Origin of the sequence: Streptomyces sp. NPDC002935, assembly GCF_040611295.1 — a bacterium.
GTDB lineage: Bacteria > Actinomycetota > Actinomycetes > Streptomycetales > Streptomycetaceae > Streptomyces.
Genome location: NZ_JBEXNW010000012.1, coordinates 147,927 through 173,129 on the forward strand (window position 1 = coordinate 147,927; position 25,203 = coordinate 173,129).

Genomic DNA, 25,203 nt, shown 5'->3' on the forward strand with positions numbered 1-25,203 from the left:
CCTCACATGCGTTCGAAGGAGCGGCGCAGCTCCCAGTCGGTCACCGCGGCGTCGAAGGCCTCCAGTTCGACGCGCGCCATGTTGCGGTAGTGCGCGACCACCTCGTCGCCGAAGGCGGCCCGGGCGATCGGGCTGTTCTCCCAGAGCTCGGCGGCCTCGCGCAGGGTGGTGGGGACGTGCGCGTACGCGGAGGTGTAGGCGTTGCCGGTGCACGCCTCGGGAAGTTCCAGCTTCTGCTCGATGCCGTACAGACCGGCCGCGACGAGTCCGGCGACGGCCAGGTGCGGGTTGACGTCGCCGCCGGGGAGCCGGTTCTCGAAGCGCATCGAGCGGCCGTGGCCGACGACGCGGAGCGAGCAGGTGCGGTTGTCGTAGCCCCAGGCGACGGCGGTCGGGGCGAAGGAGCCGGGCTGGAAGCGTTTGTACGAGTTGATGTTGGGCGCGTACAGGAGCGAGAAGTCGCGCAGGGCGGCGAGCTGTCCGGCGAGGAAGTGGCGCATGACGTCGGACATGCCGCCCGGGTCCTGGGCGGAGCCGGCCATCACGTTCGTGCCGTCCGCGTCGGCGAGCGAGAGGTGGATGTGGCAGGAGTTGCCCTCGCGCTCGTTGTACTTCGCCATGAAGGTGAGCGAGACGCCTTCCTGGGAGGCGATCTCCTTGGCGCCGGTCTTGTAGACGGCGTGCTGGTCGCAGGTGACGAGGGCCTCGTCGTACTTGAAGGCGATCTCGTGCTGGCCCGGGTTGCACTCGCCCTTCGCGGACTCGACGGTGAGGCCCGCGGCCTGCATCTCGTTGCGGATGCGGCGCAGCAGGGGCTCGATGCGTCCGGTCCCGAGGACCGAGTAGTCGATGTTGTACTGGTTGGCCGGGGTCAGACCCCGGTAGCCGGTGTCCCAGGCCTGCTCGTAGGTGTCCTTGAAGACGATGAACTCCAGCTCGGTGCCGACCTGGGCGGTGTAGCCGAGTCCGGCGAGGCGGTCGAGCTGGCGGCGCAGGATCTGGCGGGGGGCGGCCACCACCGGGGAGCCGTCGTTCCAGGCGAGGTCGGCGATGAGCAGGGCGGTGCCCTCGTTCCACGGGACACGCCGCAGGGTGCCGAGATCGGGGTGCATGGCGAAGTCGCCGTAGCCCCGGTCCCAGGAGGACATGGCGTATCCGTCGACGGTGTTCATGTCGGTGTCGACGGCGAGGAGGTAGTTGCAGCCTTCCGTGCCGTGTTCCAGGACCTCGTCGAGGAAGAAGGCCGCGGCGAACCGCTTGCCCTGGAGCCGCCCCTGCATGTCGGGGAAGGCCAGGACGACCGTGTCGATGTCCCCGGCCTCGACGAGACGGCGCAGTTCTTCGACGGTGAGCGGGGGTGTGCGGTCTGCCACCGGAAAAGCCTCCTTGGGTCAGCCGAGAGCCATAAGGTATTGCGGAGAACCATTGCTTGGGAAGGGGGCGCGACCGGATGACGCAGGCGGATCCCGACCGCGGGACGGACGACCGGCTGACGCCGGTGCTGCGGCCGGTGCGGGCGGGCAACGGTTTCGAGGAGGCGCTGGAGCAGATCCTCCAGATCGTCCGGCTCGGCTTGGTGCCGGGCGGTGAACGGCTGCCTGCGGAACGGGAGTTGGCCGAGCGGCTCGGTATCAGCCGGGTGACGCTGCGCGAGGTCCTGAAGGTGCTCCAGGACCAGGGGCTTGTCGAGTCGCGGCGCGGCCGCTACGGCGGCACCTTCGTACTGCCGCGCACGGACACACCCGGCGAGCACGAGCTGCGCCGCCGGGTCGCCGCGGTCGACATCGAGGACGTACTGCGTTTCCGCGAGGTCCTGGAGGTGGGCGCGGCCGGGCTGTGCGCGACGCACGGGCTCGACGCGGAGCGGGCCGGCCGGCTGCGCGAGGCGCTGGCCCGGACGAACGACGCCCCGCTGGCCGACTACCGGCGCCAGGACACCCTGCTCCACCTCACCCTCGCGGAGCTGTGCGGCTCCCCCTCCCTCACCGCGCGGTACGCGGCGGTCCGCGCCTCGGTCAACGACCTCCTCGACTGCATCCCGCTCCTCGTACGCAACCTGGAGCACTCGCAGCGCCAGCACACCGCCCTCGTGGAGGCGGTGCTGGACGGGGACGCGGACGGGGCGCGGGAGATGATGCGGGAGCACTGCGCGGGCACGGCGGCGTTGCTGCGAGGGTTCCTGACGTAGGCGAGGGGGACGTGCGTTCCCCTCCCCCACCCCGCAAAGGTATGAGACCTTTCCATTGACGTTCCATGGGTGCTGTGGCGACCCGGATCCGAGGGAGAACAGCGTGGGCAGGCCGCTGATCGGTGTGAGTACGTATCTGGAGTCCCGGGTGCGCTGGGGTGTGTGGGAACTGCCCGCGGCCCTGCTGCCGGCCGGCTATCCGCGGCTCGTGCAGCGGGCGGGCGGACTCGCCGTGATGCTGCCGCCGGACGATCCGGCCCTGGCGCCCGCGACCGTCGCCCGGCTCGACGGGGTGGTCGTCGCGGGCGGCCCCGACGTCGACCCCGCCCGCTACGGCGCCGAGCGCTCCCCGCGTACGGGGCCGCCCGCTCCCCAGCGCGACGCCTGGGAACTCGCCCTGATCCGGGCCGCGTTGGACTCCGGCACCCCGCTCCTGGGCGTCTGCCGGGGCCAGCAGCTCCTGAACGTGGCCCTGGGCGGCACACTCGTCCAGCATCTCGACGGGCATGTGAAGGACGCCGGGGTCTTCGGACACCACGAGGTGACGCCCGTACCGGGGACGCTGTACGCCGGTCTCGTACCGGAGCCGTGCGGTGTGCCGACCCACCACCATCAGGCGGTGGACCGCCTCGGTGACAGCCTCCTGGTCTCCGCGCACGCGGCGGACGGCACCGTGGAGGCGATCGAACTCCCCGGTCCGGCCTGGGCGTTGGGCGTCCAGTGGCACCCGGAGATGGACGACGACCTGCGCGTGATGCGGGGCCTGGTCGCGGCGGCGTCCTGAGCCGGCCGGGCCCGCGCCGATCCGAGCGTTTCAGCCCGTCCGGCGTTTGAGGACAAGGCCGTTCAGCCGGGCGGGGGTGTGCGGGGGCGGCAGCCCCCAGGTACGGGACGGGCAGGGGCGGAAGAGTTTCAGCCCGTCCGGCGTTTGAGGACAAGGCCGTTCAGGTCGGGGCCGGAGCGTGGGGCGGCAGCCCCCAGGTACGGGACGGGCAGGGGCGGAGGGGGCGAAAAACGTATGTACGGCTACGCGGCGCCCCGCGTCAGGGAGAGCAGGTCGCGGGCCGGGCCCGTGGGGCGGTGACCCGTGGGCCAGACGGCCCGCAGGGCGCGGGCGAGCCGGACGTCGGCGAGCGGGATGCTCACCAGACGGTGGGCGGAGAGTTCCTCGCCGAGAGCGAGTTCGCTGAGGACGGCGGGCCCGGCACCGCTGACGGCGGAGGCCTTGACCGCCGTCGTCGAGGACAGCTCGATCAGCGGGCGGGCGAGCCCGCCGAGCGCGGTGTCGAGGACCTGACGCGTGCCCGACCCCTCCTCCCGGAGGATGAGCGGCGTGGCGGCCAGCTCCGCCGCGGCGAGGGGCGCGCGCCGCCGCGCCCAGGGATGCCCGGGTGCCGTCACCACGATCAGGCGGTCGTGCGCGATGACCGTCGCGTCGAGACCGGACGGCACCGACAGCCCTTCGACGAAGCCGAGGTCCGCCTCGCCGGACAGGAGCCGCTCGGCGACGGCCGCCGAGTTCCCGGCGAGCAGCGACACGGCCGTGTCGGGGCGCTGCGCGCGCAGGGCGATCAGCCAGCCGGGCAGCAGGTACTCGGCGATGGTCATACTCGCGGCCACCCGCAGCCGCGAGTCACGCCGGTCCCGCAGTGCCTGCGCCCCGGCGTCGAACGCCTCGGCCGCGTCCACCACCCGCCGCGCCCAGTCCGTGACGAGCGCCCCCTCACGGGTGAGCTGGGACCCGCGCGGTGAACGATCGACGAGCGCCACCCCCAACTGCCGCTCCATGGAACGGATACGGCTGCTGGCCGCCGGCTGGGTGATCCCCAGCTCGCGTGCGGCGCGCCCGAGACTCCCCAGACGCGCCACCGCCAGCAGCAGTTCCAGCGCGCCCAGGTCGGGTACCCGGTGCGCGATCCCGGCGCCGGGCCGATCCTCAGCACTACCCCTACTCATAAACCCAGCTTATGTCGTCATAGGCGCGCACTCCCTGGCGGGGAGCCGCCGGGCCCGCGACCGTGGACTCATGGTCACCGCAGCCCAGCCCCTCACCGCCCATCAGGCGGGAAGCGTCCGCGAAACGAGAACCCCCCGCGTGTCAGGGAACCGCGGCATCGCCGCGGTCCGGCATCTCGGCCCGAACTGGTACGCCTCCGTGATGGGCACCGCGATCGTGGCCACGGCGGGGGCCGGACTGCCCGTCCACGTGCCGGGTCTGCGCACCGTCTGCACCGTCGTGTGGGCCCTCTCGCTCACCCTGCTGGTGTCGCTGCTCGCCGCCCGCGCGCTGCACTGGACGTACCACCGTGACCAGGCCCGCGCCCACCTCCTCGACCCGGCCGTGGCTCCCTTCTACGGCTGCCTCTCGATGGCCCTGCTCGCCGTGGGCGGCGGCACCCTGCTCGTCGGCCGGGACTGGATCGGGATACAGGCGGCGGTCGCCGTGGACACCGTTCTGTTCACCGCCGGAACGGTGGTCGGACTCGCCGCGGCCGTGGCCGTCCCGTACCTCATGGTCGTACGGCATCGCATCGAGCCCGGGCAGGCGTCACCCGTGTGGCTGCTGCCGATCGTCGCCCCCATGGTGTCGGCCGCCCTCGGCCCCCTGCTCGTTCCCCACCTGCCGGCCGGACAGCCCCGGGAGACGCTGCTCCTCGCCTGTGTCGCGATGTTCGGGATCAGCCTGCTGGCCACCTTCGTGATGCTGCCGATGATCTTCGCCCGGCTCATCACCGCGGGTCCGCTGCCCCTCGCGCTCACCCCGACCCTCTTCCTCGTGCTCGGTCCGCTGGGCCAGTCGACGACCGCGGTGGGCAAGTTCGCGGACGTCGCGCCCGGCGTGATGCCCGCCCCCTACGACCAGGGCTTCGCGCTCCTCGCCGTGCTCTGCGGCGTCCCCGTGCTGGGTTTCGCGCTGATGTGGCTCGCGCTGGCCGTCGCGATGGTCGTACGGGCCCGCCGCCAGGGCATGGGTTTCGCGATGACGTGGTGGGCGTTCACCTTCCCCGTGGGAACGTGCGTGACCGGCGCGGCGGGCCTGGCCCGGCACACCGGTCTGGTCGCCTTCGACGCGCTCGCGGTCGCCCTGTACGTCCTGCTGGTGGCCGCCTGGTCGGTGGCCGCCGTCCGCACGGCCCACGGCCTGGTCACCGGCAAGCTCCTCGCAGCGCCTTCGCGAAAGTAGCCTCTCCGCCCGCCTTTGTCTGCCCTTGTTCGCCTTCCCGGTGTCAACCGCACGGATTGATGTGGTCAGAGCTCGTCGTTCGGTGGGTCTTCCAGCAATGCGCGGATCGCATTGAGCTTGCTTACGCGGCGTGCGGTGGCGGGATGGTCGGGGCCCAGCGCGCTCTCGCTGACCGCCAACGCCCGCTCCGCCAGCGGCAACGCCTCCGCATGACGCCCCAGAGCACTGAACGTCGCGGCGAGACTGCTCAGGCGGATGGCGGTGTCCGGGTGGTCGGGGCCCAGCGCGCTCTCGGTCACGGCCAGCGCCCGCTCCTTCAGCGGAAGAGCCTCCGCATGACGCCCCAGAGCACTGAGCGTCGCGGCGAGGTTGTTCAGGCGGATGGCGGTGTCCGGGTGGACGGGTCCCTGCGCGGTCTCGCTGACGGCCAGCGCCCGCTCTGCCATGGGCAACGCCTCCGAGTGACGCCCCAGATCGCTGAACGTTGCCGCGAGGTTGCCCAAGCGGATGGCGGTGGTGGGGTGGTCGGGGCCCAGCGCGCTCTCACTGACGGCAAGCGCCCGCTCCGCCATCGGAAGAGCCTCCGCATGACGCCCCAGAGCACTGAACGTTGCCGCGAGGTTGTTCAGGCGGATGGCGGTGGTGGGGTGGTCGGGACCGAGCGCGGTCTCGCTGACGGCCAGGGCCCGCTCCGCCATCGGCAACGCCTCCGCATGACGCCCCAGAGCACTGAACGTCGCGGCGAGGTTACCCATGCGGATGGCGGTGTCGGGGTGGTCAGGACCGAGCGCGCTCTCGCTGACGGCCAGGGCCCGCTCCTTGAGCGGAAGCGCCTCCGCATGACGCCCCAGATCGCCGAACGTCGTGGCGAGATTGCCCAGGCGGATGGCGGTGGTGGGGTGGTCGGGGCCCAACGCGCTCTCACTGACCGCCAACGCCCGCTCCGCCATCGGAAGAGCCTCCGCATGACGCCCCAGATCGCCGAACGTCGTGGCGAGATTGCCCAGGCGGATGGCGGTGGTGGGGTGGTCGGGGCCGAGCGCGGTCTCACTGACGGCAAGCGCCCGCTCCGCCAGCGGCAACGCCGCCGCGTGACGCCCCAGATCGCTGAACGTCGTGGCGAGGTTGCTCAGGCGGATGGCGGTGGTGGGGTGGTCGGGGCCCAACGCGCTCTCACTGACCGCCAACGCCCGCTCCGCCAGCGGAAGCGCTTGTGAGGCCTGGCCGCGGGCCCTCAGATAGAACGCGGTCTGATTGAGCAGTGTGGCGAGGGTGGAGAGCTCCGCTACGCCGTGGTGGTGCTTGTCCACGGCTTGCACGTGGGGCAGCAGCTCTTGCCATTCCGGCCAGCTCTGCACATCCTCAGGACTGGCTGATGGCATGGCGGCATGGAGCCAGTTCACAGCGGCTTCGCTCGGGCGAGGCGGGTCGACCCGCCGCGACCTGCGCAGCCATCTCCGGATTCCCCTGGGGCTCGGCCTCGGAGCCGGCGCGGGAGTGGTGCTGCGCAGCACTGTCTGCACGAGGCGGTGGACGGTGACGGCTTCGTCGTTGAGGGTGATCATGCTGTAGGCGGCGAGTACGCCCAGCGCGTGATCCACGTCCTGGTCCGCGGGCAAGGAGCCGCTGAGTACGCGTCTTGGCAGCGAATCGGGTGCGAAGTGGGCCAGGATCCGCAGCAGCTCCACTGCGCGGGGATCAGCCGTGTGCAGGGCGTCGAGGGTGACGCTCCACAGCTGGGCGATGGTCCGCTGCTGTGGATCGCCGGGAGCCGTGGTTGCGAGCACATCCGCCGGGTCGGCGCGCAGTCGGGTGATGTAGCCGGCAAGGCTGCTGCGGGTCTGGGCCAGGTAGGCACCGGCCTGCTGCAGAGCCAGGGGCAGATGACCAAGTTCCTCGGCCAGCTCGGCCAGCCGGGCGACGTCACTGTCGGCCCGGAGCCCCGTGATTTCCCGAAGCACTTTCACGGAGGCTTCCGCTGTCAGGGTGTTCAGTAGCAGGGGGAAGCCGAGGTCGCGCCACGAGAGGTCGCGTCGGGTGGTGACCAAGGTCTGGCCGGTGCCCAGACGGCCGAGGTAGGGCTGCAGATCAGCGGGCTCTTCCGCATTGTCGAAGATCAGCAGCCATCCCGTACGGCCCTGCAGCCAGGCAACGGCCCAGTCGGCGCCCTCGTCCAACGGCAGTGCGGCGTGCACCGGACTGACAGCCGCGGCCAGGGAAGCCAGCCCGGCCGAAATGGTGGCCGCCGATGACGCGTCGATCCACCACACCGGACCGTGACCGGCTGCCAGGTACGCGTGGGCGTGGTGCAGGACCAGGGTGCTCTTGCCGACTCCACCCATGCCCCGCACGGTCTGCGTGACGATCCCCGTCCCGGTCGACGGCAGGTCTCGCAAGGCGGCCAGCGCGCTGTCACGGCCCTCGAAGACTCGGCTGTCCGGTGCGAACAGATTGCTCAGCTGGGCAACCGCCTCGTCCACGACCGCCGGCCGCAGGGCACCGGGAGGCAGCACAAGGTTCCGCAGCTCGACCTGGGCCCGGTCGCCGTTGGCGATGACGCCCGAGTTGTTGGCTGCGGCGGCGGATCGGTCTCCTGAGGCGTGTGGTGCGGGTGTCCCGGTCATCGCTGAACGGTGCCGTTGTCCCCCGTGATGATCACCCCGGAGTTGTCCTGAGTGGCCACCGACCGTTCACCCGACGCGGTCGACGTTCCGGGGCTCGCGGCGGTCTGCGGGGCCGGGGGGCCGATCAGGGACGAGGCCCAGGCCCCCAACACGCCCGCGACGACTGCGCCCGCCCCCGCACCCGTCCCGATCCGCGTCGGCTGATCCCACGGCAACAACAGATCACCCAGCAGAACGCACAGCCCGAACACGACCGACGAACCGGCAACCACCAGCAGCCAACGCCCCGTCCGACCCATCTGACGCCCCCTCACGCTCAATCAGCGAACGAACCATGCTTCCACGACGACAAACGTGGGTCACACGGTTCCGGCAAACCGGGGCCGGAGCGGACACTCAGCTCTCCGGCATCCGCCTGTCCTCCTCCGCGAGGTCGAGAGAAGCCTCATCGCAGAGCTGCTCGCAGCGCCTCGCCGAGCCGTGCGGGTGCCTCCGTCAGCGACGGTCCGTACCAGGTCAGCAGGCGGCCGTCGACCAGGGCGCAGGGCACCCCCGGGAAGGCCTCGGGCCCGTCGTCGGCGGTGAAGCGGTACGGCTCGTCGGGCAGCACCACGAGATCCGGGGCCGCCGCGGTCAGCTCGGCGAGCGGGATGCGGGGGTAGCGGTCCTCGTGGCGCGCGTAGACGTTGTCGACGCCCAGCCTGGCCAGGACGTCTCCGGCGAAGGTGTCGCGGCCCAGCACCATCCAGGGCCGCCGCCAGACCGGCACGATCGCGGTCGTACGGCGGGCAGCGGCGGGCGGCTCCGCCCAGGCGGCCTCCGCCGCGTCCAGCCAGCGCGGCCGGCTGCGCGCGCCGCACGCGCGGAGCACCCGGTCCAGTTCGCGAAGGGCCCCCGGCACGTCCCGCACCTCGGTGACCAGCACCTCGACGCCCGCCTCCCGCAGGGCGGCCAGATCCGGTTCCCGGTTCTCCTCCTCATTGGCGACGACGAGGTCGGGCGCGAGCCGCACGACGGCGTCGACGTCGGGGTTCTTGGTGCCCCCGATCCGTACGACGTCGAGGCCCGCGGGACGACTGCACCAGTCGGTCGCGCCGACCAGCGCGGCGGGTACGGACACGGCCACGGCTTCCGTGAGCGAGGGCACGAGGGACACCACCCGCACGCCTGTCCGCCTTTCCCTGTGCCGTCCTCGCCCGAAGTCCTCGCCCGTGCCGCTCAGCGCTTGCCGAAGTTGTGCCGGTCCTCCACCGCGTCGATGTGGTCGGCGACCTCGACGACGATCACCCGGGTGCCCGGCTCGGTGGCGCGCCAGCGGTGCCGCACCCCGCCCGACAGATAGAGCGTGTCGCCTCGCCCGAGGCGATGGGCGCGCCCCTCCGCCTCGACCTCGACGGCACCGTCGGCGACGTACATCAACTTGTCGTTGCGGTGCTGGAGTTCGCGTCCCTCTTCGTGGTCGCCGGTGAACTCGGTGGCGTGCAGCTGGTGGTGACCGCGCACCAGGGGGCGCACTTGGGCATCGGGGGTGAACTCGGCACCGGCGTCGGCGCGCACGACGTCGACACTGCACGCCGGGTCGGCGGCGGCGAGCAGTTCGACGGCGGTCGTGCCGAGGGCGTCGGCGACTCGCTCCAGGGAGCTCTTGCTGGGCCGCGCCCGCTCGTTCTCCACCTGGCTGAGAAAGGGCACCGACAGGCCACTGCGCTCGGCCACGACGGCGAGGGTGAGCCGCAGTGCCCGACGCCGTCGCCGTACGGCCGCGCCCACCCGAAGGGGCTGTTCTTTGTGGTCGCCCATGGCTCCGGCTCCCTCCCTCGCGTCGTCGGTCCGCGAACCGCCCGGATTTCCGGTCCGCTCCTTCTGATGAGTTGTTTGCACCCTACGCATGTTCGGCAAACCGTTTCATGCACCCGTCACATCGCTGTCACGTAGAAGGAGTGTGAGGGTTACAGTTCGCGCCAAGACAGGAGCCGCACGCCTCTGCAGGCGCGACTCTCCCACGCGGGACGAAAAGGGCTGACCAACAGCCCGGACGGCCCGTCCGGACGCGTCGGCGGCCGGATCGGGCCCTGGAGTCCCGCCGCTCGGTGAGCAGTTGGGGTTCCGCGCTGCACCGGACCCCGCCGTGGCAGATGGGTTGGTACGTGCCGCCGCGCACGGAGCTGATGTGCGGCGGGCCCTCGCGGCCGCGCGCGAGGGCGCTCGCACGCCGAACGCGCCGTCCACGTCACGGATCGGAAACGCCTCGGGGCGGTGCGACCGCGCACCGCCCCGCAGTTGTCCGGATCTCTCTCGTACGTCAGTACGCGGGCACCGGCTCCGTCGCCCGCCCGTGCGGACCGGTGACTGCCCGCACGGGGCGGGGCCGCGGCCCCGGGAGCGCGGCGAGGGGTGGCCCTCGCCCGCACGGGTCAAGGGACCCGTGCGAAGAGGACCACCCCTCGGAGTGAACCGCTGACCACCCTCGGAGCGAACGGCCGGCCACCCCTCGGGGTGAACCGCCCACCACGCCTCGGGGTGAACCGCTCGCCGGCTACTGCGGAGTCATGCGCCGCACCATGTCCGGGTGCTCCTTGAGCCACGCGGCGACGGCGTCCTCCTCGTGCCCCTGCCCGCGCCGCTTGATCTCGCCCTCCAGGCTGCCGAGTTCGGCCTCGCTCATCCGGAAGTTCTTGATCCACTCGGTGAGCTTCGGGTACTGGCCCGGGAACTTCTCGCTGGAGATGGTCCGGATCGTGTTGCCCTCGCCGAACAGCTTCCTGTCGTCGGTGAGCTTCGTGAGCCTGTACTCGCTGTACGCCCAGTGCGGGGACCACAGCACGACCGCGACCGGCTCCTTCTTGGCGTACGCGCGCTTCAGCTCGGCCAGCATCGCGGGCGTCGAGCCGTCGACGACCTCGTACTCCTTGTCGAGCCCGTAGCCCGGAAGCACCTTCTTCTTGAGGAGGTTCATCTCACCGGTGCCGGGCTCGATACCGATGATCTTCCCGCCGAAGGTCTTCGCCTTCCCCTTGAGGTCGGCGAGGGACTTGACGTCCTTCACGTACGAGGGGACGGCGATCTCCAGGGAGGTCGGCTCGTACCAGGTGCCCAGGTCCTTGAGGTCGTTCCTGTGCTGCTCCCAGTAGTTGGACTGGGCGTAGGGCAGCCAGGCGTCGAAGTTGAGGTCGAGGTCGCCGGAGGCGAGGCCGGTGTAGACCGGGCCGACGTCCATCTGCTTGAGGTCGATCGTGTAGCCGCGCCGGGCCAGCACGTTCTTCCACAGGTAGGTGACGGCGACGTCCTCGTCCCAGGGGAACCAGGCGACATCCAGCGGGCGCTTCGCCTCGGCCGGGGTGGCGGACGCGGAGCCCTCGACCGGGGCCAGCTTGTCGACGACGCCGGGGTTCTTCTTGAGCCAGGCGCGCACCGCGTCCTGCTGCTTGCCCTTGCCGGCCTTGTTGATCTCCGCTTCGAGACCGGTGAGCTGCTGCTCGGTCATCCGGAAGTTCTTCAGCCACTCGCCGACGACCGGGTTGTCCTGGGCGAAGCCCTTGCGGGAGAGGATGTGCACCCCGTCGCCCTTGCCCCAGGCGCCCTTCGGGTCCTTGAGCTTCTTCAGCTTGTAGTCGCTGTAGGCCCAGTGCGGCGACCAGAGCGTGGCGACGATCGGCGCCTTCTTGGCGTACGCGCGCTTCAGCTCGGCCAGCATCGCGGGCGTCGAGCTGTCGACGACCTTGTACTCCTTGTCGAGCCCGTACGCCTTGAGCACCTTGCTCTTGAGCAGGCCCATCATTCCGGCGCTGGACTCGATGCCGGTGATCCTGCCGCCGAAGGTGCCGGCCTTGCCCTTGAGGTCCTCCAGGGAGTCGATGCCCTTCATGTAGGCGGGCACGGACAGTTCCAGGGACGTCGGGCCGTACCAGGAGCCCAGGTCGTCGAGCTGCTTGCCGTACTTCTTCCAGTACTGCTCGTGCGTGGTCGGCAGCCAGGAGTCGGTCTCGAAGTCGATGTCGCCCTGGGCCAGCGAGGTGTACAGCGGGCCCGCGTCGAACTGCTTGGTCTCCACCTGGAAGCCGCGCTCCTCCAGGATCTCCTGCCAGAGGAAGGTGGAGGCGACGCCCTCGTCCCAGGGGATGTAGCCGATGGTGACCTTCTTGCCCTGGCCGACGTTCTCGCCGTCGGCCGCGGTGGAGGTCGATCCGGCACCGCCGAAGACGCCCATGCCGCCCGCGACCAGGGCGAGCACGACGACGCCCACCATGGCCACGACGGGACGGGGGCGGTACGACCAGATCCTCAGGCCTTGCGCGGCGCGCGCCTTGGCGGCGGCGCGGCGGCCGAGCGGGGAGACCTGGGTGCCGAGCGCGCCGGTCATGCGGTCGAGGTAGATGGCGAGGATGACGATGGCGACGCCGGCCTCGGAGCCGAGGCCGACGTTCAGCTGGCCGATGGCCTCGTTGACGTCGCCGCCCAGGCCGCCGGTGCCGACCATGCCCGCGATGGCGGCCATGGACAGGCCCAGCATGATGACTTGGTTGACGCCCGCCATGACGGTGGGCAGCGCCAGCGGCAGCTGGATGCGCAGCAGGGTGTCGCGCGGGGTGGTGCCGAACGCGTCGGCGGCCTCGACCAGGTCCTTGTCGACCTGGCGGATGCCCAGCTCGGTCATGCGGACACCGGGGGCCAGCGCGAAGATCAGGGTGGCGACGATGCCGGCGGGGGCACCGGTGCCGAAGAACAGGATCGCCGGGATGAGGTAGATCATCGCGGGCAGCGTCTGCATGAAGTCGAGGACCGGCCGGACGATGCCGCTGACCCGGTCGGAGCGGGCCGCCCAGATGCCCACGGGCACGGAGACGACGAGCGCTATGAGCGTCGCGACGAGGACCAGTGACAGGGTCACCATCGCGTCCTCCCACAGGTCGAGGGAGTCGATGAAGGCGAACCCGGCGAAGGTGAGGACACCGGCGGAGGTACCGCGCAGCCAGAAGGCGACGATCGCGAAGATACCCGCGAGGAGCAGGGGTTGGGGCGCCTGGAGGACGGCGTTGATGCCGTCGTAGGTGCCGGAGAAGACGGTCTTGAGGAAGTCGAAGAGCCACGCCATGTGGTTCAGCAGCCAGTCGACCGCGTCGTTGACCCAGTCACCGAAGGGGATCCTAGGCACCGGCGTTCACCGCCTCGTCGCGCGAGGTCGCGCACCGGACCGGGGCGCCCTGCTCGTCCCCGAGGAAGCCGACGAGCCGCTGCCGCGGGACGACTCCGACGAGTGCGCGGTCCTGGTCGAGCACGGCGACCGGGTGGGACAGCCGGGCGCTGATCGCGCAGAGGTCCACGAACGGGGTGTCGGGCGCTGCCGTCTCGCAGGAGCAGTCGGCCTCGTCGCCGCGCAGGTCCGTGTCCATGACGGCGCCCGCGGTCAGCACGCGCGAGCGGTCGACGTCCTGGGTGAAGGAGGCGACGTAGTCGTCGGCGGGCCGGACGAGGATGTCCTCGGCGGTGCCGATCTGGACGATGCGGCCGTCGCGCATGACGGCGATCCGGTCGCCGAGGCGCATGGCCTCGTTGAGGTCGTGCGTGATGAAGACGATGGTCTTCTTGAGCTTCTTCTGGAGCTCGATCAGCTGGTCCTGCATGTCCCGGCGGATCAGCGGGTCGAGCGCGCTGAACGACTCGTCCATGAGCAGCAGATCGGCGTCGGTGGCGAGCGCGCGGGCGAGCCCCACGCGCTGCTGCATCCCGCCGGAGAGTTCGTCGGGCCAGGACTTCTCCCACCCGGCGAGTCCGGCCAGTTCGAGGGCCGTCGTCGCCCGTTCCCTGCGTTCGGCGGCCGGTACGCCCTGGACCTCGAGGCCGTAGGCGGCGTTCTCCAGCACGCTGCGGTGCGGGAACAGCGCGAAGTGCTGGAAGACCATGCTGATCTTGCTGGAGCGGACCTCGCGCAGTTCGCGCGCGCTGAGCGCGGTGAGGTCCTGGCCGTCGAAGCGCACGTGGCCCGCGGTGGGCTCCAGCAGTCCGTTGAGCATGCGCAGCAGCGTGGACTTGCCGGATCCGGACAGGCCCATGACGACGAAGGTCTGCCCCGGCTCCACCGTGAAGGACGCGTCGATCACGGCGGCGGTGGTGCCGTCGGCGCGCAGTTCCTCACGGTCGGCCCCCTGGCGGAGCCGCTCCACGGCCGCTTCCGATCGTCTTCCGAACACCTTGTACAGATGGTCGGCCTCAAGCCTGGATGACACGTGTGCCTCTCGTTCGAACGTGGGGAACGGGCTGAACGAACGCTTTCGGTGTTCCCTACGACGGGTGACGGTTGAATGCACAACCGGGTTCTCTCAGAGGCGGCGCCTGCCCCCGCTTACACGGAGCAAACACGGGAGTGGTCCAGGTCACTGTCAGTGGCGTACGGCATGATGCGGAACGTGACTCTGCAGACTCGACGACTCATGCTTCTCGACACCGCCTCGCTGTACTTCCGCGCCTATTTCGGCATGCCGGAATCCGTGAAGGCCCCCGACGGCACACCGGTGAACGCCGTACGCGGGCTGCTGGAGTTCATCGACCGCCTGGTCAAGGACCACCGCCCCGACGACCTGGTGGCCTGCATGGACGCGGACTGGCGTCCGCAGTGGCGGGTCGACCTGATCCCGTCGTACAAGGCGCACCGGGTCGCCGTGGAGACCGAGGTGGGCCCGGACGAGGAGGAGGTGCCGGACACGCTCTCCCCGCAGGTGCCCGTGATCGAGGACGTCCTGGACGCGCTGGGCATCGCGCGCGTGGGGGTCGAGGGCTACGAGGCGGACGATGTGATCGGCACGTTCACCGGACAAGCCACCGGCTCGGTCGACATCGTCACCGGCGACCGTGACCTGTACCAACTCGTGGACGACAAGCGGGGGGTGCGCGTGCTGTACCCCCTCAAGGGTGTCGGCACGCTCCAGCTCACCGACGAGGCCTGGCTGCGCGAGAAGTACGGCGTGGACGGTCCGGGGTACGCGGATCTGGCGCTGCTGCGCGGCGACCCGAGCGACGGACTGCCCGGAGTGCCCGGCATCGGGGAGAAGACTGCCGCCAAACTGCTCGCCGAGTTCGGCGACCTGGCCGGGATCATGGCCGCGGTCGACGACCCGAAGGCCAGGCTGACCCCTTCTCAGCGCAAGCGTCTCGACGAGTCGCGGCCGTACGTCGCCGTGGCGCCGACGGTCGTCAAGGTCGCCGGTGACGTGCCGCTGCCCGAGGTGGACACGGCGCTGCCGCACGCGCCGCGCGATCCCGCCGCGCTGGACGAACTGGCCGCGCGCTGGGGCCTGGGCGGCTCGCTGCACCGCCTGCTCACGACACTGCAGGCATAGTTGAACGCTTCTGGCACGACTGATACCACTTCACGCCTAGGTGCCGCAGCGGAAGGGATGCTAACTTAGGTAAGCCTAAGCATGTGAATCAGGAGGCAGTCATGGCAGAGCGCCCGGAACGCAAGCCCCGGAAGCCCCACTCCGCGAAGGTCGTGCGGACCGAGCGGCTGACCCCCCACATGCAACGGGTCGTACTGGGAGGCGACGCCTTGGCGGACTTCGCCACGGGCACCAGCACCGACCACTATGTGAAGCTGCTGTTCGGCGCCGAGGGTGTCACCTATCCCGAGCCTTTCGACGTGCAGCGCATTCGCGAGGAGTTCCCGCGCGAGCAGTGGCCGGTGACACGGACGTACACCGTGCGCGCCTGGGACCCCGAAGTGCGCGAATTGACACTGGACTTCGTGGTGCACGGCGACGAGGGACTCGCCGGCCCGTGGGCCCTTCGGGTACAGCCGGGCGAGGTCGTCCGCTTCATGGGCCCCGGTGGCGCCTACGCGCCCGACACGAGCGCCGACTGGCATCTGCTCGCCGGTGACGAGAGCGCGCTGCCCGCGATCGCCGCCGCCCTGGAGTCGCTGCCCGACGGCACCGTCGTCCGCGCCTTCGTCGAGATCTCGGGCCCCGAGGAGGAGCAGAAGATCGACTCCGACGCGGAGGTCGTCTGGCTGCACCGCGGCGACCGGCCCGTCGGCACGGCCCTGGTGGAGGCCGTACGCGCCCTGGAGTTCCCGGAGGGCCGGGTGCACGCGTTCGTGCACGGCGAGGCCGGTTTCGTGAAGGAACTGCGCAAGCTGCTGCGGGTCGAGCGCGCGATCGCGCGTGAGGACCTGTCCATCTCCGGCTACTGGCGCCTCGGCCACAACGAGGACGGCTGGCAGGCGTCGAAGCGCGATTGGAACGCCCAGGTGGAGGCGGAGCAGGAGGCGTCGGCCTGACGCCGGCTCACACCCCGTACGTCACCAGGAGGCGGCACCGCGCGATGCGGGCCGCCTCCTGACGTACGGACGGACACACAGCCGGGCGAATGACCGCCCGCGGGGCGGACCGCCCACCGCCCACGGGTCCGACCCGGCCGACGCCGGTGGGCGAGACCGACCGCCCGACCCTGGGGCTGGACCGAGCGCCGGTACGACCGGAACGTACGGATCGACAGCCACACCGCCGCGACCGCGAGCAGAGCGCCCGACCTGCCGAGCATGTCAAACTGGTCGGGTTGCTCGGACATCCGCCTCGGGCGCTACGTCGAGACGCAGATCGAAGTTGATGGTCACGTCCATGGGACTGCGCCTGCGTCCCGACCATGCGCAGCCGATACGCGGGCTCCACGAGGAAGATCCGGGGCAGCGTCTCGTACAGCTTCTCCAGGCCGCCGCGGGCACTCGTGGCCTGCACCTCGAGGGAGTCGAGCCGCTCCGCGAGCAGCCGTGCGACCTCACGGGGCGGCGGCGCCCCCGCCATCGAGAGCGCGGTCTCGAAGATCGGATGCTCGCGCGCCGGAACGGCCATCGGGCCGGAGAGCTACTCAGCCGTCTCATCCCGCCCGGCCACACATCGATCACGCGATGTATCGCGTCGGAGCGGGCTCGGCAAGCGCGTGAGGACTTCGGCCCGCCGCCGACACGACCGCGTCACGCGGGTGAAACAGGGGCTCCCTAATTTCTGTCACCCGACAGGAATCCCGCTCACCCTTCCGCGCCGAAGGCAGGTGCCGCCGTGACCACCACCGCTCCCTCCGACGTACGCCCCGATCCGCCGGAGTCCCCGGACGACAGCTCCCTGACCGACTTCGGCTACCGACAGGAGCTGCACCGCAGCCTCGGCCGGTACGCCTCGTTCGCCGCCGGGTTCTCCTTCATCTCCGTCCTCACGACGGTCTTCCAGTTCTTCGCCTTCGGGTACGCCTTCGGCGGCCCGGTCTTCTTCTGGACCTGGCCGGCCGTGCTGATCGGCCAGCTCGCGGTCGCCGCGTGCTTCGCGGAACTGGCCGCGCGCTATCCGATCTCCGGCGCGATCTACCAGTGGTCCTCGCGGCTGTCGAACCTCTCATTCGGCTGGTTCGCCGGCTGGATCATGGTGATCGGACAGATCGTGGTGGTCGCCGCGGCGGCACTCGCCCTGCAGATGGTCCTGCCCGCGATCTGGTCGGGCTTCCAGCTGATCGGCGACGATCCGGCCCCGACCAGCCCCGACGGCGCGGCCAACGCGGCCGTCCTGGGCGTGGTCCTGCTCGTCCTGACCACACTGGTGAACGTCCTCGACAACCGCGTGATGTCCGCGGTCAACCGGATCGGCGTCACCGCGGAGATCATCGGCGCGGTCCTGATCATCGTGCTGCTGTTCACCCACTCCGAGCGCTCCCCCGGCATCACCTTCCACACCGGCGAGGGCGGCACGGGTCTGCTGGGTGCCCTGATGGTGGGCTCGTTCATGGCCGCGTACGTGATGATCGGCTTCGACAGCGCCGGCGAGATGAGCGAGGAGACCCACCATCCACGGCGCACCGCGCCCCGCACGATCCTCGTCGCGCTCGGCGCGGCGGGCCTGCTCGGCGGGCTGATCGTGCTCGGCGGACTGCTCGCCGCCCCGAGCCTCACCGACGGCCGCCTCGGCGTGGACGGCCTGAGCTACGTCCTGACCAGCAGCCTCGGTGACGGGGTCGGCCGGGCGCTGCTCGCCGACGTGGTGGTGGCCATCGCGGTGGCGACCCTGGCGATCCAGACCGCCGCCTGCCGCATGCTCTTCTCGATGGCCCGCGACAACCAGCTCCCCTTCTCCGGCCGTCTCGCGAAGGTCGACCCGCGCACCGGTATGCCGAGCGCCCCCGCCCTGGTCGTCGGCGTCCTCGCGGCCGCCCTGCTGCTCCTGAACTTCGCCTCCCCGGACGCGTTCCTGGCGATCGGCACCACCTGCATCGTGATGCTGTACCTCGCCTACGCGATGGTGACCGGGCCGCTGCTGGTACGGCGTCTGCGCGGGCAGTTCACCGCGGACGGCGCCGACGAGACGGGCGCCCCGCTCTTCTCCCTCGGCCGCTGGGGCGTCCCCGTCAACGCGCTCGCCCTCGTCTACGGCCTCTTCATGACGGTCAACCTGGCCTGGCCGCGCGCCGAGGTGTACGACCCGGCGGGCGGGCACTGGTACTTCCGGTGGTTCACCCTGGTGTTCCTCGCCGTGACACTGGTCGCGGGCGCGGGGTACCGGGCGTACCGGGCGCGGGCGACGGCACCGGAGGCTCCCGAGGTGGTCCCGGCCTCGTACGCTTGACCAGGTGAGACGCAAGCCCCGGATCCCGCCCTCCCCCCTCCCGCAGCGCCACGGGGTCGACCCCGTGCGGATCAGACTGCCGCGGGAGGGGAGCTGGGCCACCGTGCGGGAGCATCTGGTGGAGCGGCTCGCGGCGGGCGACGGGGTCATCGACGCGATGATCGACGAGGGACTGATCGTCGGGGAGGGCGGCCGGCCGCTGACGGCCGAAGCCGCCTACGCGCCGGGGATGTTCCTGTGGTTCCACCGGGAGCTGCCGGACGAGGAGCCGGTGCCGTTCCCGCTGGACGTGGTGTACAGGGACGAACACATCGTCGTCGCCGACAAGCCGCACTTCCTCGCCACCACACCGCGCGGCAGCCATGTGGCCGAGACGGCCCTTGCCCGGCTGCGCCGGGATCTGGGCCTTCCGGAGCTGGGCGCCGCGCACCGCCTCGACCGGCTGACCGCCGGGCTCGTGCTGTTCACCGTACGGCCCGGGGAACGCGGCGCGTACCAGTCGCTGTTCCGCGACCGGCTGGTCGGCAAGGAGTACGAGGCCGTGGCCCCGTACGAACCCGGTCTCGGCCTGCCGCGCACGGTCACCAGCCGCATCCTCAAGGAGCGCGGGGTGATGGCCGCGCGCGAGGTGGCGGGCGAACCGAACGCGGTCAGCCACCTCGAACTGGTGGAGCGCCGGGACGGACTGGGGCGCTATCGGCTGACGCCCCGCACCGGGCAGACCCATCAGCTCCGGGTGCACATGAGCGCGTCGGGTGTGCCCATCCTCGGCGATCCGCTGTACCCGGTGGTGACCGGACCGGTGCCGGCCGGTGACTTCCGGCGTCCGCTGCAACTGCTGGCGCGGGTGCTGGAGTTCACCGATCCGGTCACCGGGCGGGCCCATCGGTTCGTCAGTGGACGGGTACTGGAGGCGTGGACCTCGTACGACGGGTGGTCGGCTCGGCCCACCGGGGATCAGTAGCCGCGCCACCACCGCACGAGGCGCTGCCAGGCGCCCGGCCGGTGGGCGGGCTGGGGGGCCGGGGCGGGCGCCGGGGCCACCGGCCGCGGCGCGGAGGCGGCCGGTGCCGATGCGTCGGTCGTGACCTGCCAGTGGGACCGCTGGGCGGGCAGTGCGCGGACGGAGGGCCGCTGCAGGACGTCCTGGGTCGGCCTGGGCTGGAATCGCACGGGCAGTTCGACGAGGTGGCGCGACGACATCGATCCCCGCCAGCGCAGATCGTTCTCGTCGCCGTCGAGTTCGACGTCCGGCAGCCGCAACAGCAGGGCGTCGACGCCGACATCGGCGATGGCACGGCCGATGTCCTGGCCCGGGCACTCGTGGGGACCGCCACCGAAGGCGAGGTGGGAGCGGTTGCCCTGCATGCTGGCGGCCAGGTCGGGACGGATCCGGGGGTCGATGTTGCCCGGCGCGATCCCGAACAGCAGTCCGTCGCCCTTGCGGATGCGCTGGCCGCCCAACTCCGTCTCCTGCTTGGCGAAGTAGCCGAGGACCGCGCTGAACGGCGGCTCGTTCCACAGGGACTGCTCGACCGCCTCGGGCACGGTCATCTGCCCGCCGTTCAGCTGGGCACGAAAGCGCGGGTCGGTGAGCACCATGCGCAGCACGTTGGCGATGAGGTTGGCGGTGGCCTCGTAGGCGGCGAGCAGGACGAGCCGCAGGTGCTGGGCGACCTCGTCGTCGCTGAGCCGGGCCGGGTGGTTGATGAGATGGCTGGTGAAGTCCTCCTCGGGCTCGGCGCGGCGCCGGAGGGTGTGCTGCGTCAGCACGCTCATGACGTACTCGTTGCTGGCGATCGCGGTGTCGGTGCCCTTGAGCAGGTCACGGGTGGCCTGCACCATGCGGTCGTTGTAGTCCTCGGGCATGCCGATGATCTCGCAGAGCACGGACATCGGCAGATGCTCGGCGAACTGTCCGACCAGGTCGGCCTCGCCGAGTTCGCAGAACTCGTTGACCAGGCGCTGGGTCGCGCGGTTGATGTAGCGCCGCAGACTGCGGAAGTCGATGGTCGTCATGGCGCCGGTGACCGCTCCGCGCAGCCGCAGGTGCTCGTCGCCCTCGGCGTGGGAGCAGATGGGCTGCCAGGCGATATGGGGGGCGAGCGGATGGTCGGCGCCCGCCGTGCCGTCCTGGACGGCGGTCCACAGTCGGCTGTCGCGCGCGTAGTGCGAGGGCGTGCTGACCATGTGCAGGTTCTCGGCGTGGCCGAGGACGACCCAGATCGGTACGTCGTTGTGCAATAACACGGGTGCGACGGCGCCGTGTTCGGCGCGGAGCTTCTCGTACAGGGCGCCCAGGTCCTCCGCCTCGGGCCCGTAGAGGCGGCGCAGCCCGCCGGGACCGACGCCGGGGCCGATGCCGTGGGCGGGGCAGCCGGGCGGCGGGCCCAGCGGGTGTTCTTCCGTACCGGTCGGAGAGTGGGATTCAGTCGTCACAATGATCGCTCCGAAGCTGAAATACGTTCTATGGATGGGGAGTTGGCGTTCCGGTGCCGCTCACCGTACGACGTTCAGACGCGCGCCGAAGTCATCGCCAGTGAATGCAGGAACCGCATCAGCGTCATCAAGGTGTCCCGGCTCGAGGCCCTGCGACGCGCGTCGCACTTCACGATCGGAATCTCCTGGGCGAGGTCGAGCGCGGCCCGCAGGTCCTCGACCGGGTACCGGGGTGCGTCGGGAAAGTCGTTTATCGCGACGACGAACGGAACACCGCGCTCCTCCAGGCGGCCGATCACGTCGAAGCTGACTTCCAGACGGCGGGTGTCGATGAGGACGACCGCGCCGAGCGCTCCCTCGAACAGGCCGTTCCACAGGAACCAGAAGCGCTCCTGGCCCGGTGTGCCGAACAGATAGAGCACCAGCTGGTCCGTGATGGAGATCCGGCCGAAGTCCATGGCCACGGTGGTGGCCGTCTTCGTCTCGGACCCGTAGTTGTCGTCGACTCCGATGCCGGCCTGCGTCATGGTCTCCTCGGTCGTCAGCGGCTTGATCTCGCTGACGGAGCCCACCATGGTCGTCTTGCCGACTCCGAAGCCGCCCACGATCACGATCTTCACCGCCGCCTGTGCCGTGTGCGGCAGATGGTCCTCGGCGCGAGGGCCCGTGATGGTGTCAGAGCTTTTGAAGTCCATGCATCACCGCTTCGAGGAGGGAACGGTCGGGGAGCGCCTGACGGACGATCGGGGCGCGCGCCTGTACCAGTTCTGCCGCCAGCAGCTCGGTGAGCAGGACGGTCACCACGCTGTACGGCAGATTGAGATAGGCCGAGATCTCGGCCACGGAAAGGGGTGCCTTGCACAGCCGCAGCAGCGCCGACTGCTCCGGCTGGGCGGCGGGCGGCGGGGCGGCGCGGGCGACGACCAGCGTGACCAGGTCGAGCTCGGCCCGGTCGCCGCCCTCACCGCCACCCGTGAGCACGTACAGCCGCTCGGGGTTCTTCGGTTTGTCTTGCCCCTCCTCCCCCTCGGGGCCATCCGGGCCCGCGAGGGGGGAACCCGCTGCGGGGGGTTCGGGGGGCCGCTCCTTGGGTTGGCGCCGCCGGCGTTGCGGAGGAGTCATACGGTCTGCCCGTTGCGCCTCGGCGGACTTGTCAGATGGGCGCCGATCCGTACGACGAGGTCACGCATGCGGTTGCTCATCAGCCCGGGTTCCGCGGTCTGGTTGGCGAGCACCGCGAGGTAGGCGTTGGCTCCCGCCGACATCAGGTAGAAGTAGCCGCCGTTGATCTCGATGATGACCATGCGCATCCGGCCGTCGCTCTTGGGGATCTCGCCCGCGACGGCTCCGGCCAGGCTCTGCAGGCCCGCGCAGGCGGCGGCGACCCGGTCGGCGGCGTCCGGATCGCCGCCGTAGCGGGCGATGCGCAGTCCGTCGGCGGAGAGCACCACGATCTGCTGGATGCCCGGCACTCCGTCGGCGAGATCCTTGAGCATCCAGTCGAAGTTGGCTCGCTGCTGGATCACTTGAGGTCCCCCTCGTCGTCGGCCTCGGCAGGGGCCGGTTGGTTGTCCGTGCTGAGTGCGGTCGGGTCCGGGTCACCCTTGAGTCCGTTCATGAACGCCTCGACCCACAGCCCGGGTTCGGGTTCCTTCTCCTCGGACGTGGGTTCGGGCGTCCACGAGGACGAGAGGCCCGCGGCCTCGGCGGCCTCCTGCTCGGCCCTTGCCTCGGCGTACCGCTGGCTGAGCGGGACCGTGACGCGGCTGCGGCGCTGGGGCAGACCGCCCGGCGTCCACTCCGTGACCACCGGGACGTCGTCCTCGCGGGGGTCGCCGCTCGACGAGGGGATGCGGGGGCCCGTGGTCGGCCGGCGCTTCTTGGGCTTGCGCGCCGGGCCCTCGACCCCGCCGTTGTCGATGCCGGCGACGGAGTTGGCTCCGATGCCGTGCGCGAGACCGGGGGCGAAGTCGGTGGTGAGCATGGCGCGCGGGGCGACGAGGACGGCGCGGACACCGCCGTACGCCGACTGCCGCAGCGAGATCTGCATGCTGTACATCTGCGCGAGTCGTCCGACGACGGCCATGCCGAGCCGGGGTGCCTGGCCCATGACGTTCGGGTCGACGCCCGCCGCGGCCAGCCGGAGCAGTTCCTCGATCTTGCCGCGGGCCTCGTCGCTGAGGCTGACGCCGCCGTCCTCGATCTCGATGGCGACGCCGGTCTGCACCTCGATGGCGGTGACGTGCACCTTGGTGTGCGGAGGCGAGTACCGCGTGGCGTTGTCCAGGAGTTCGGCCAGGGCGTGGATGAGCGGTTCGACGGACACGCCGGTGACGGCGACGTCGACGATGTTGTGCAGCTCGATGCGCCGGTACTCCAGGATGCGGGACATCGCCCCGCGCAGCACGCTGAACAGCGGTACGGGCTCGGGCCATTGGCGTCCGGGGCGGCCGCCGCCGAGCACGGCGATGGAGTCGGCGAGCCGGCCGATCAGCGCGGTGCCGTGGTCGATGCGCAGCAGGTCGTCGAAGACCTCGGGGTTGCGCCCGTGGTCCTCCTCCATCTCGCGGAGTTCGTTGTTCTGCTGGTGGACGATGGCCTGGACGCGCCGGGCGATGTTGACGAAGGAGCGCTGCGCGGCGTCGCGCATCGACTCCTCGGTGTCGACGATCTTGAGCAGCTTCTTCAGCAGCTCCTGCTGCGACTTGGGAATTTCGCGGAGGTCCGGGTTGCCGCGGCCCAGGGTGCGCACCACCTCCGAGGGCGAATCTCCGTCGTGCAGTCGGTCGATCGCGTGCGGCAGGATCTCCCGGGTGAAATGCACGATCTCCTGATCGTGCGCGGCGATGCGCTGTTCCAGGGAGGCGGTGCGGCGCGCGAAGTCGGCCCGCAGCTCACGGGCGACGCGGCCGCGGCGGACTGCCTCACCACCGATGGCGATGACCAGCAGCGTGGCGAAGCCGCCGCACAGGGCGACCGCGGCCCGGGCCGGCTCCGTCACGGCGGCGACGGCCGTGCCGGTCGCCACGGCCATCAGTACGGCCGGCAGCAACAGCACGCGCGCGTAGGGAAGTTCACGGCCACCGGGAGGCGATTGAACACTCACCATGTATGCCCTCTGAGACAAGTCGGCTGGGGGGTGGAGGATGTTTGTGGGGGGAAACGGCATGGATCGGCACGGATCAAACGTGATCTTCGGAACTTTTGGGAACAAGCGCACGATTACATCCCAACTCGGTGCGCTGCGGGCGAGCTTAGTCCGACCGGATCATCGCTGTGTCATATTCAGCAAGCACCTGAAATCGCCCGAGTGACTGGAGTACCCTCGGCCCCATTTGCACGCTGAGCCTCCATTCGTACACGGTGCGTGACGGCGTGCGGGCATACGAAATCGACGCCCCCGCAGGGTGAAGCGGCGGTGAAGCCTCAGATCCCGGCGATGCGCAGCGCCGCGTCCGCCGTGGCCTCGGCGAAGGCCGACACCGGGCGCTGCGGATCGGAGCGGTGCACGAGGATGACTCCCTCGATCAGCCCGAACAGCAGATCCGTACGCAGATCCAGCTCGCTCTTGGCGAGTGCGCCGCCGGCCGGCGTGGCGGCGAGCAACTGACGGTAGGTGTCCTTGAGTTCGGCGCGTACGGCATGGAAGCCGGCGAAGCGTTCGGTGCGCACCTCGGGCAGCAGATAGAGGCCGCCGAGGTTGTGCGGGCCCCCGCAGAGCACCTCCACGTCGGCCCGGCACAGCTGCCACAGCCGGTCCCCCGCCGGCGCCGTGTCGTCGGCGAGGAGCTCGCGGGCGAACGCCAGCGAGGGCGTGACCGTGGACTCCAGGAGCTCGGCGAGCAGCTCCTCCTTGCCGGACACATAGTGGTACATGGACGCCTGGCGCATGCCCGCCCGCTCGGCGACGGCGCGCGTGGTGGTGGCGGCGTATCCCCGCGTCGTGAACAACTCGGCGGCTGCGTCGAGCAGTTCGGCGCGCGGCGTCAGCCCGCTCTCCGGCCGCTGCGCGGCCCGCGGCCTGCCGACCCGTCGCCCGCCACCCGTTCCCATGCGTTCGATCCTCGCACACACCCGCCACGCCGACGGGGTGCCGCGATCCGCGCGGCGGACACCGGGCGGCGGCGCGCGGACCCCGGCCGTCCCTGGCGGCGCACCGTCCGTGAG

General features: G+C 70.8%; 21 protein-coding genes and 1 pseudogene. 7 read left to right on the forward strand and 15 right to left on the reverse strand.

Annotation, left to right across the window (positions count from 1 at the left end):
* Positions 1-2 precede the first annotated feature (2 nt).
* On the reverse strand, positions 3-1,373 hold the full coding sequence (locus ABZX90_RS18630) for a glutamine synthetase family protein (protein ID WP_351127180.1): 1,371 nt from the start codon (positions 1,371-1,373) through the stop codon (positions 3-5).
* A gap of 77 nt (positions 1,374-1,450) precedes the next feature.
* Between ABZX90_RS18630 and ABZX90_RS18635 the strand changes: the two genes are divergently transcribed.
* Positions 1,451-2,188 carry an FCD domain-containing protein gene (locus ABZX90_RS18635; RefSeq protein WP_351127182.1) on the forward strand — a complete coding sequence of 246 codons (738 nt, stop codon included), beginning with the start codon at positions 1,451-1,453 and terminating at the stop codon, positions 2,186-2,188.
* A 103-nt stretch (positions 2,189-2,291) separates the two neighbouring features.
* Complete coding sequence (locus ABZX90_RS18640) at positions 2,292-2,972, forward strand: gamma-glutamyl-gamma-aminobutyrate hydrolase family protein (RefSeq protein WP_351127184.1); 681 nt, start codon at positions 2,292-2,294, stop codon at positions 2,970-2,972.
* Between the two features lie 242 nt (positions 2,973-3,214).
* Here ABZX90_RS18640 and ABZX90_RS18645 read toward each other — a convergent pair whose 3' ends face one another.
* On the reverse strand, positions 3,215-4,144 hold the full coding sequence (locus tag ABZX90_RS18645; RefSeq protein WP_351127185.1) for a LysR family transcriptional regulator: 930 nt from the start codon (positions 4,142-4,144) through the stop codon (positions 3,215-3,217).
* A 70-nt stretch (positions 4,145-4,214) separates the two neighbouring features.
* Between ABZX90_RS18645 and ABZX90_RS18650 the strand changes: the two genes are divergently transcribed.
* A complete protein-coding gene (locus ABZX90_RS18650) occupies positions 4,215-5,372 on the forward strand; it encodes a TDT family transporter (protein ID WP_355206102.1) in 1,158 nt (385 codons plus the stop codon).
* Between the two features lie 65 nt (positions 5,373-5,437).
* Here the strand turns inward: ABZX90_RS18650 and ABZX90_RS18655 are convergent, their stop codons facing one another.
* The 6 genes from ABZX90_RS18655 to ABZX90_RS18680 all read right to left on the reverse strand — a co-directional run bounded on the left by ABZX90_RS18655 (position 5,438) and on the right by ABZX90_RS18680 (position 14,220).
* Positions 5,438-7,996: a tetratricopeptide repeat protein gene (locus tag ABZX90_RS18655; protein WP_355206105.1), complete on the reverse strand. Its 2,559-nt coding sequence runs from the start codon at positions 7,994-7,996 to the stop codon at positions 5,438-5,440.
* Positions 7,993-8,295, reverse strand: a complete 303-nt coding sequence (locus tag ABZX90_RS18660; RefSeq protein WP_351127191.1) for a hypothetical protein — start codon at positions 8,293-8,295, stop codon at positions 7,993-7,995. The genes ABZX90_RS18655 and ABZX90_RS18660 overlap by 4 nt, the downstream gene beginning before the upstream one ends.
* Before the next feature lie 146 nt (positions 8,296-8,441).
* Positions 8,442-9,161, reverse strand: coding sequence for a helical backbone metal receptor (locus tag ABZX90_RS18665; RefSeq protein WP_351127193.1), 720 nt, complete (start codon positions 9,159-9,161; stop codon positions 8,442-8,444).
* Positions 9,162-9,214: 53 nt separating this feature from the next.
* Positions 9,215-9,796, reverse strand: coding sequence for an XRE family transcriptional regulator (locus tag ABZX90_RS18670; protein WP_351127195.1), 582 nt, complete (start codon positions 9,794-9,796; stop codon positions 9,215-9,217).
* Between the two features lie 736 nt (positions 9,797-10,532).
* A complete protein-coding gene (locus tag ABZX90_RS18675; protein WP_355206109.1) occupies positions 10,533-13,148 on the reverse strand; it encodes an ABC transporter permease/substrate binding protein in 2,616 nt (871 codons plus the stop codon).
* A complete protein-coding gene (locus tag ABZX90_RS18680; protein WP_351127199.1) occupies positions 13,141-14,220 on the reverse strand; it encodes a betaine/proline/choline family ABC transporter ATP-binding protein in 1,080 nt (359 codons plus the stop codon). The genes ABZX90_RS18675 and ABZX90_RS18680 overlap by 8 nt, the downstream gene beginning before the upstream one ends.
* Positions 14,221-14,391: 171 nt before the next feature.
* Here ABZX90_RS18680 and ABZX90_RS18685 point away from each other — a divergent pair, with 171 nt between their 5' ends.
* Positions 14,392-15,330, forward strand: a complete 939-nt coding sequence (locus tag ABZX90_RS18685) for a 5'-3' exonuclease (protein ID WP_351127372.1) — start codon at positions 14,392-14,394, stop codon at positions 15,328-15,330.
* 101 nt (positions 15,331-15,431) lie between these two features.
* Positions 15,432-16,268, forward strand: coding sequence for a siderophore-interacting protein (locus tag ABZX90_RS18690; protein WP_351127201.1), 837 nt, complete (start codon positions 15,432-15,434; stop codon positions 16,266-16,268).
* Between the two features lie 179 nt (positions 16,269-16,447).
* Here ABZX90_RS18690 and ABZX90_RS18695 read toward each other — a convergent pair.
* Positions 16,448-16,558, reverse strand: a pseudogene (locus tag ABZX90_RS18695) (ABC transporter permease); the annotation flags it as partial.
* Positions 16,559-17,046: 488 nt separating this feature from the next.
* On the opposite strand from ABZX90_RS18695, the gene ABZX90_RS18700 reads away from it, so the two are divergent.
* Together ABZX90_RS18700 and ABZX90_RS18705 are read left to right on the forward strand one after the other, a co-directional pair.
* Positions 17,047-18,597 (forward strand): amino acid permease, encoded by a 1,551-nt coding sequence (locus ABZX90_RS18700; RefSeq protein ID WP_355206114.1) that lies wholly within the window; start codon positions 17,047-17,049, stop codon positions 18,595-18,597.
* 4 nt (positions 18,598-18,601) lie between these two features.
* Positions 18,602-19,561 carry an RluA family pseudouridine synthase gene (locus ABZX90_RS18705; protein ID WP_355206117.1) on the forward strand — a complete coding sequence of 320 codons (960 nt, stop codon included), beginning with the start codon at positions 18,602-18,604 and terminating at the stop codon, positions 19,559-19,561.
* Here ABZX90_RS18705 and ABZX90_RS18710 read toward each other — a convergent pair.
* From ABZX90_RS18710 to ABZX90_RS18735, 6 genes are all read right to left on the reverse strand, one after another.
* Complete coding sequence (locus ABZX90_RS18710; protein ID WP_355206120.1) at positions 19,555-21,036, reverse strand: cytochrome P450; 1,482 nt, start codon at positions 21,034-21,036, stop codon at positions 19,555-19,557. The two genes, ABZX90_RS18705 and ABZX90_RS18710, sit on opposite strands and share 7 nt — an antisense overlap.
* A gap of 74 nt (positions 21,037-21,110) precedes the next feature.
* A complete protein-coding gene (locus ABZX90_RS18715; protein ID WP_351127286.1) occupies positions 21,111-21,731 on the reverse strand; it encodes an ATP/GTP-binding protein in 621 nt (206 codons plus the stop codon).
* Positions 21,712-22,158, reverse strand: coding sequence for a DUF742 domain-containing protein (locus ABZX90_RS18720; protein WP_355206123.1), 447 nt, complete (start codon positions 22,156-22,158; stop codon positions 21,712-21,714). Before ABZX90_RS18720 ends, ABZX90_RS18715 begins: the two co-directional genes overlap by 20 nt.
* Positions 22,155-22,562 carry a roadblock/LC7 domain-containing protein gene (locus tag ABZX90_RS18725; protein WP_266756789.1) on the reverse strand — a complete coding sequence of 136 codons (408 nt, stop codon included), beginning with the start codon at positions 22,560-22,562 and terminating at the stop codon, positions 22,155-22,157. Before ABZX90_RS18725 ends, ABZX90_RS18720 begins: the two co-directional genes overlap by 4 nt.
* The gene (locus tag ABZX90_RS18730; protein WP_351127291.1) at positions 22,559-24,145 is read right to left on the reverse strand and encodes an ATP-binding protein; all 1,587 of its coding nucleotides are present in this window, start codon (positions 24,143-24,145) and stop codon (positions 22,559-22,561) included. The genes ABZX90_RS18725 and ABZX90_RS18730 overlap by 4 nt, the downstream gene beginning before the upstream one ends.
* A 317-nt stretch (positions 24,146-24,462) precedes the next feature.
* A complete protein-coding gene (locus ABZX90_RS18735) occupies positions 24,463-25,089 on the reverse strand; it encodes a helix-turn-helix domain-containing protein (protein ID WP_351127293.1) in 627 nt (208 codons plus the stop codon).
* Between the last annotated feature and the right edge of the window lie 114 nt (positions 25,090-25,203).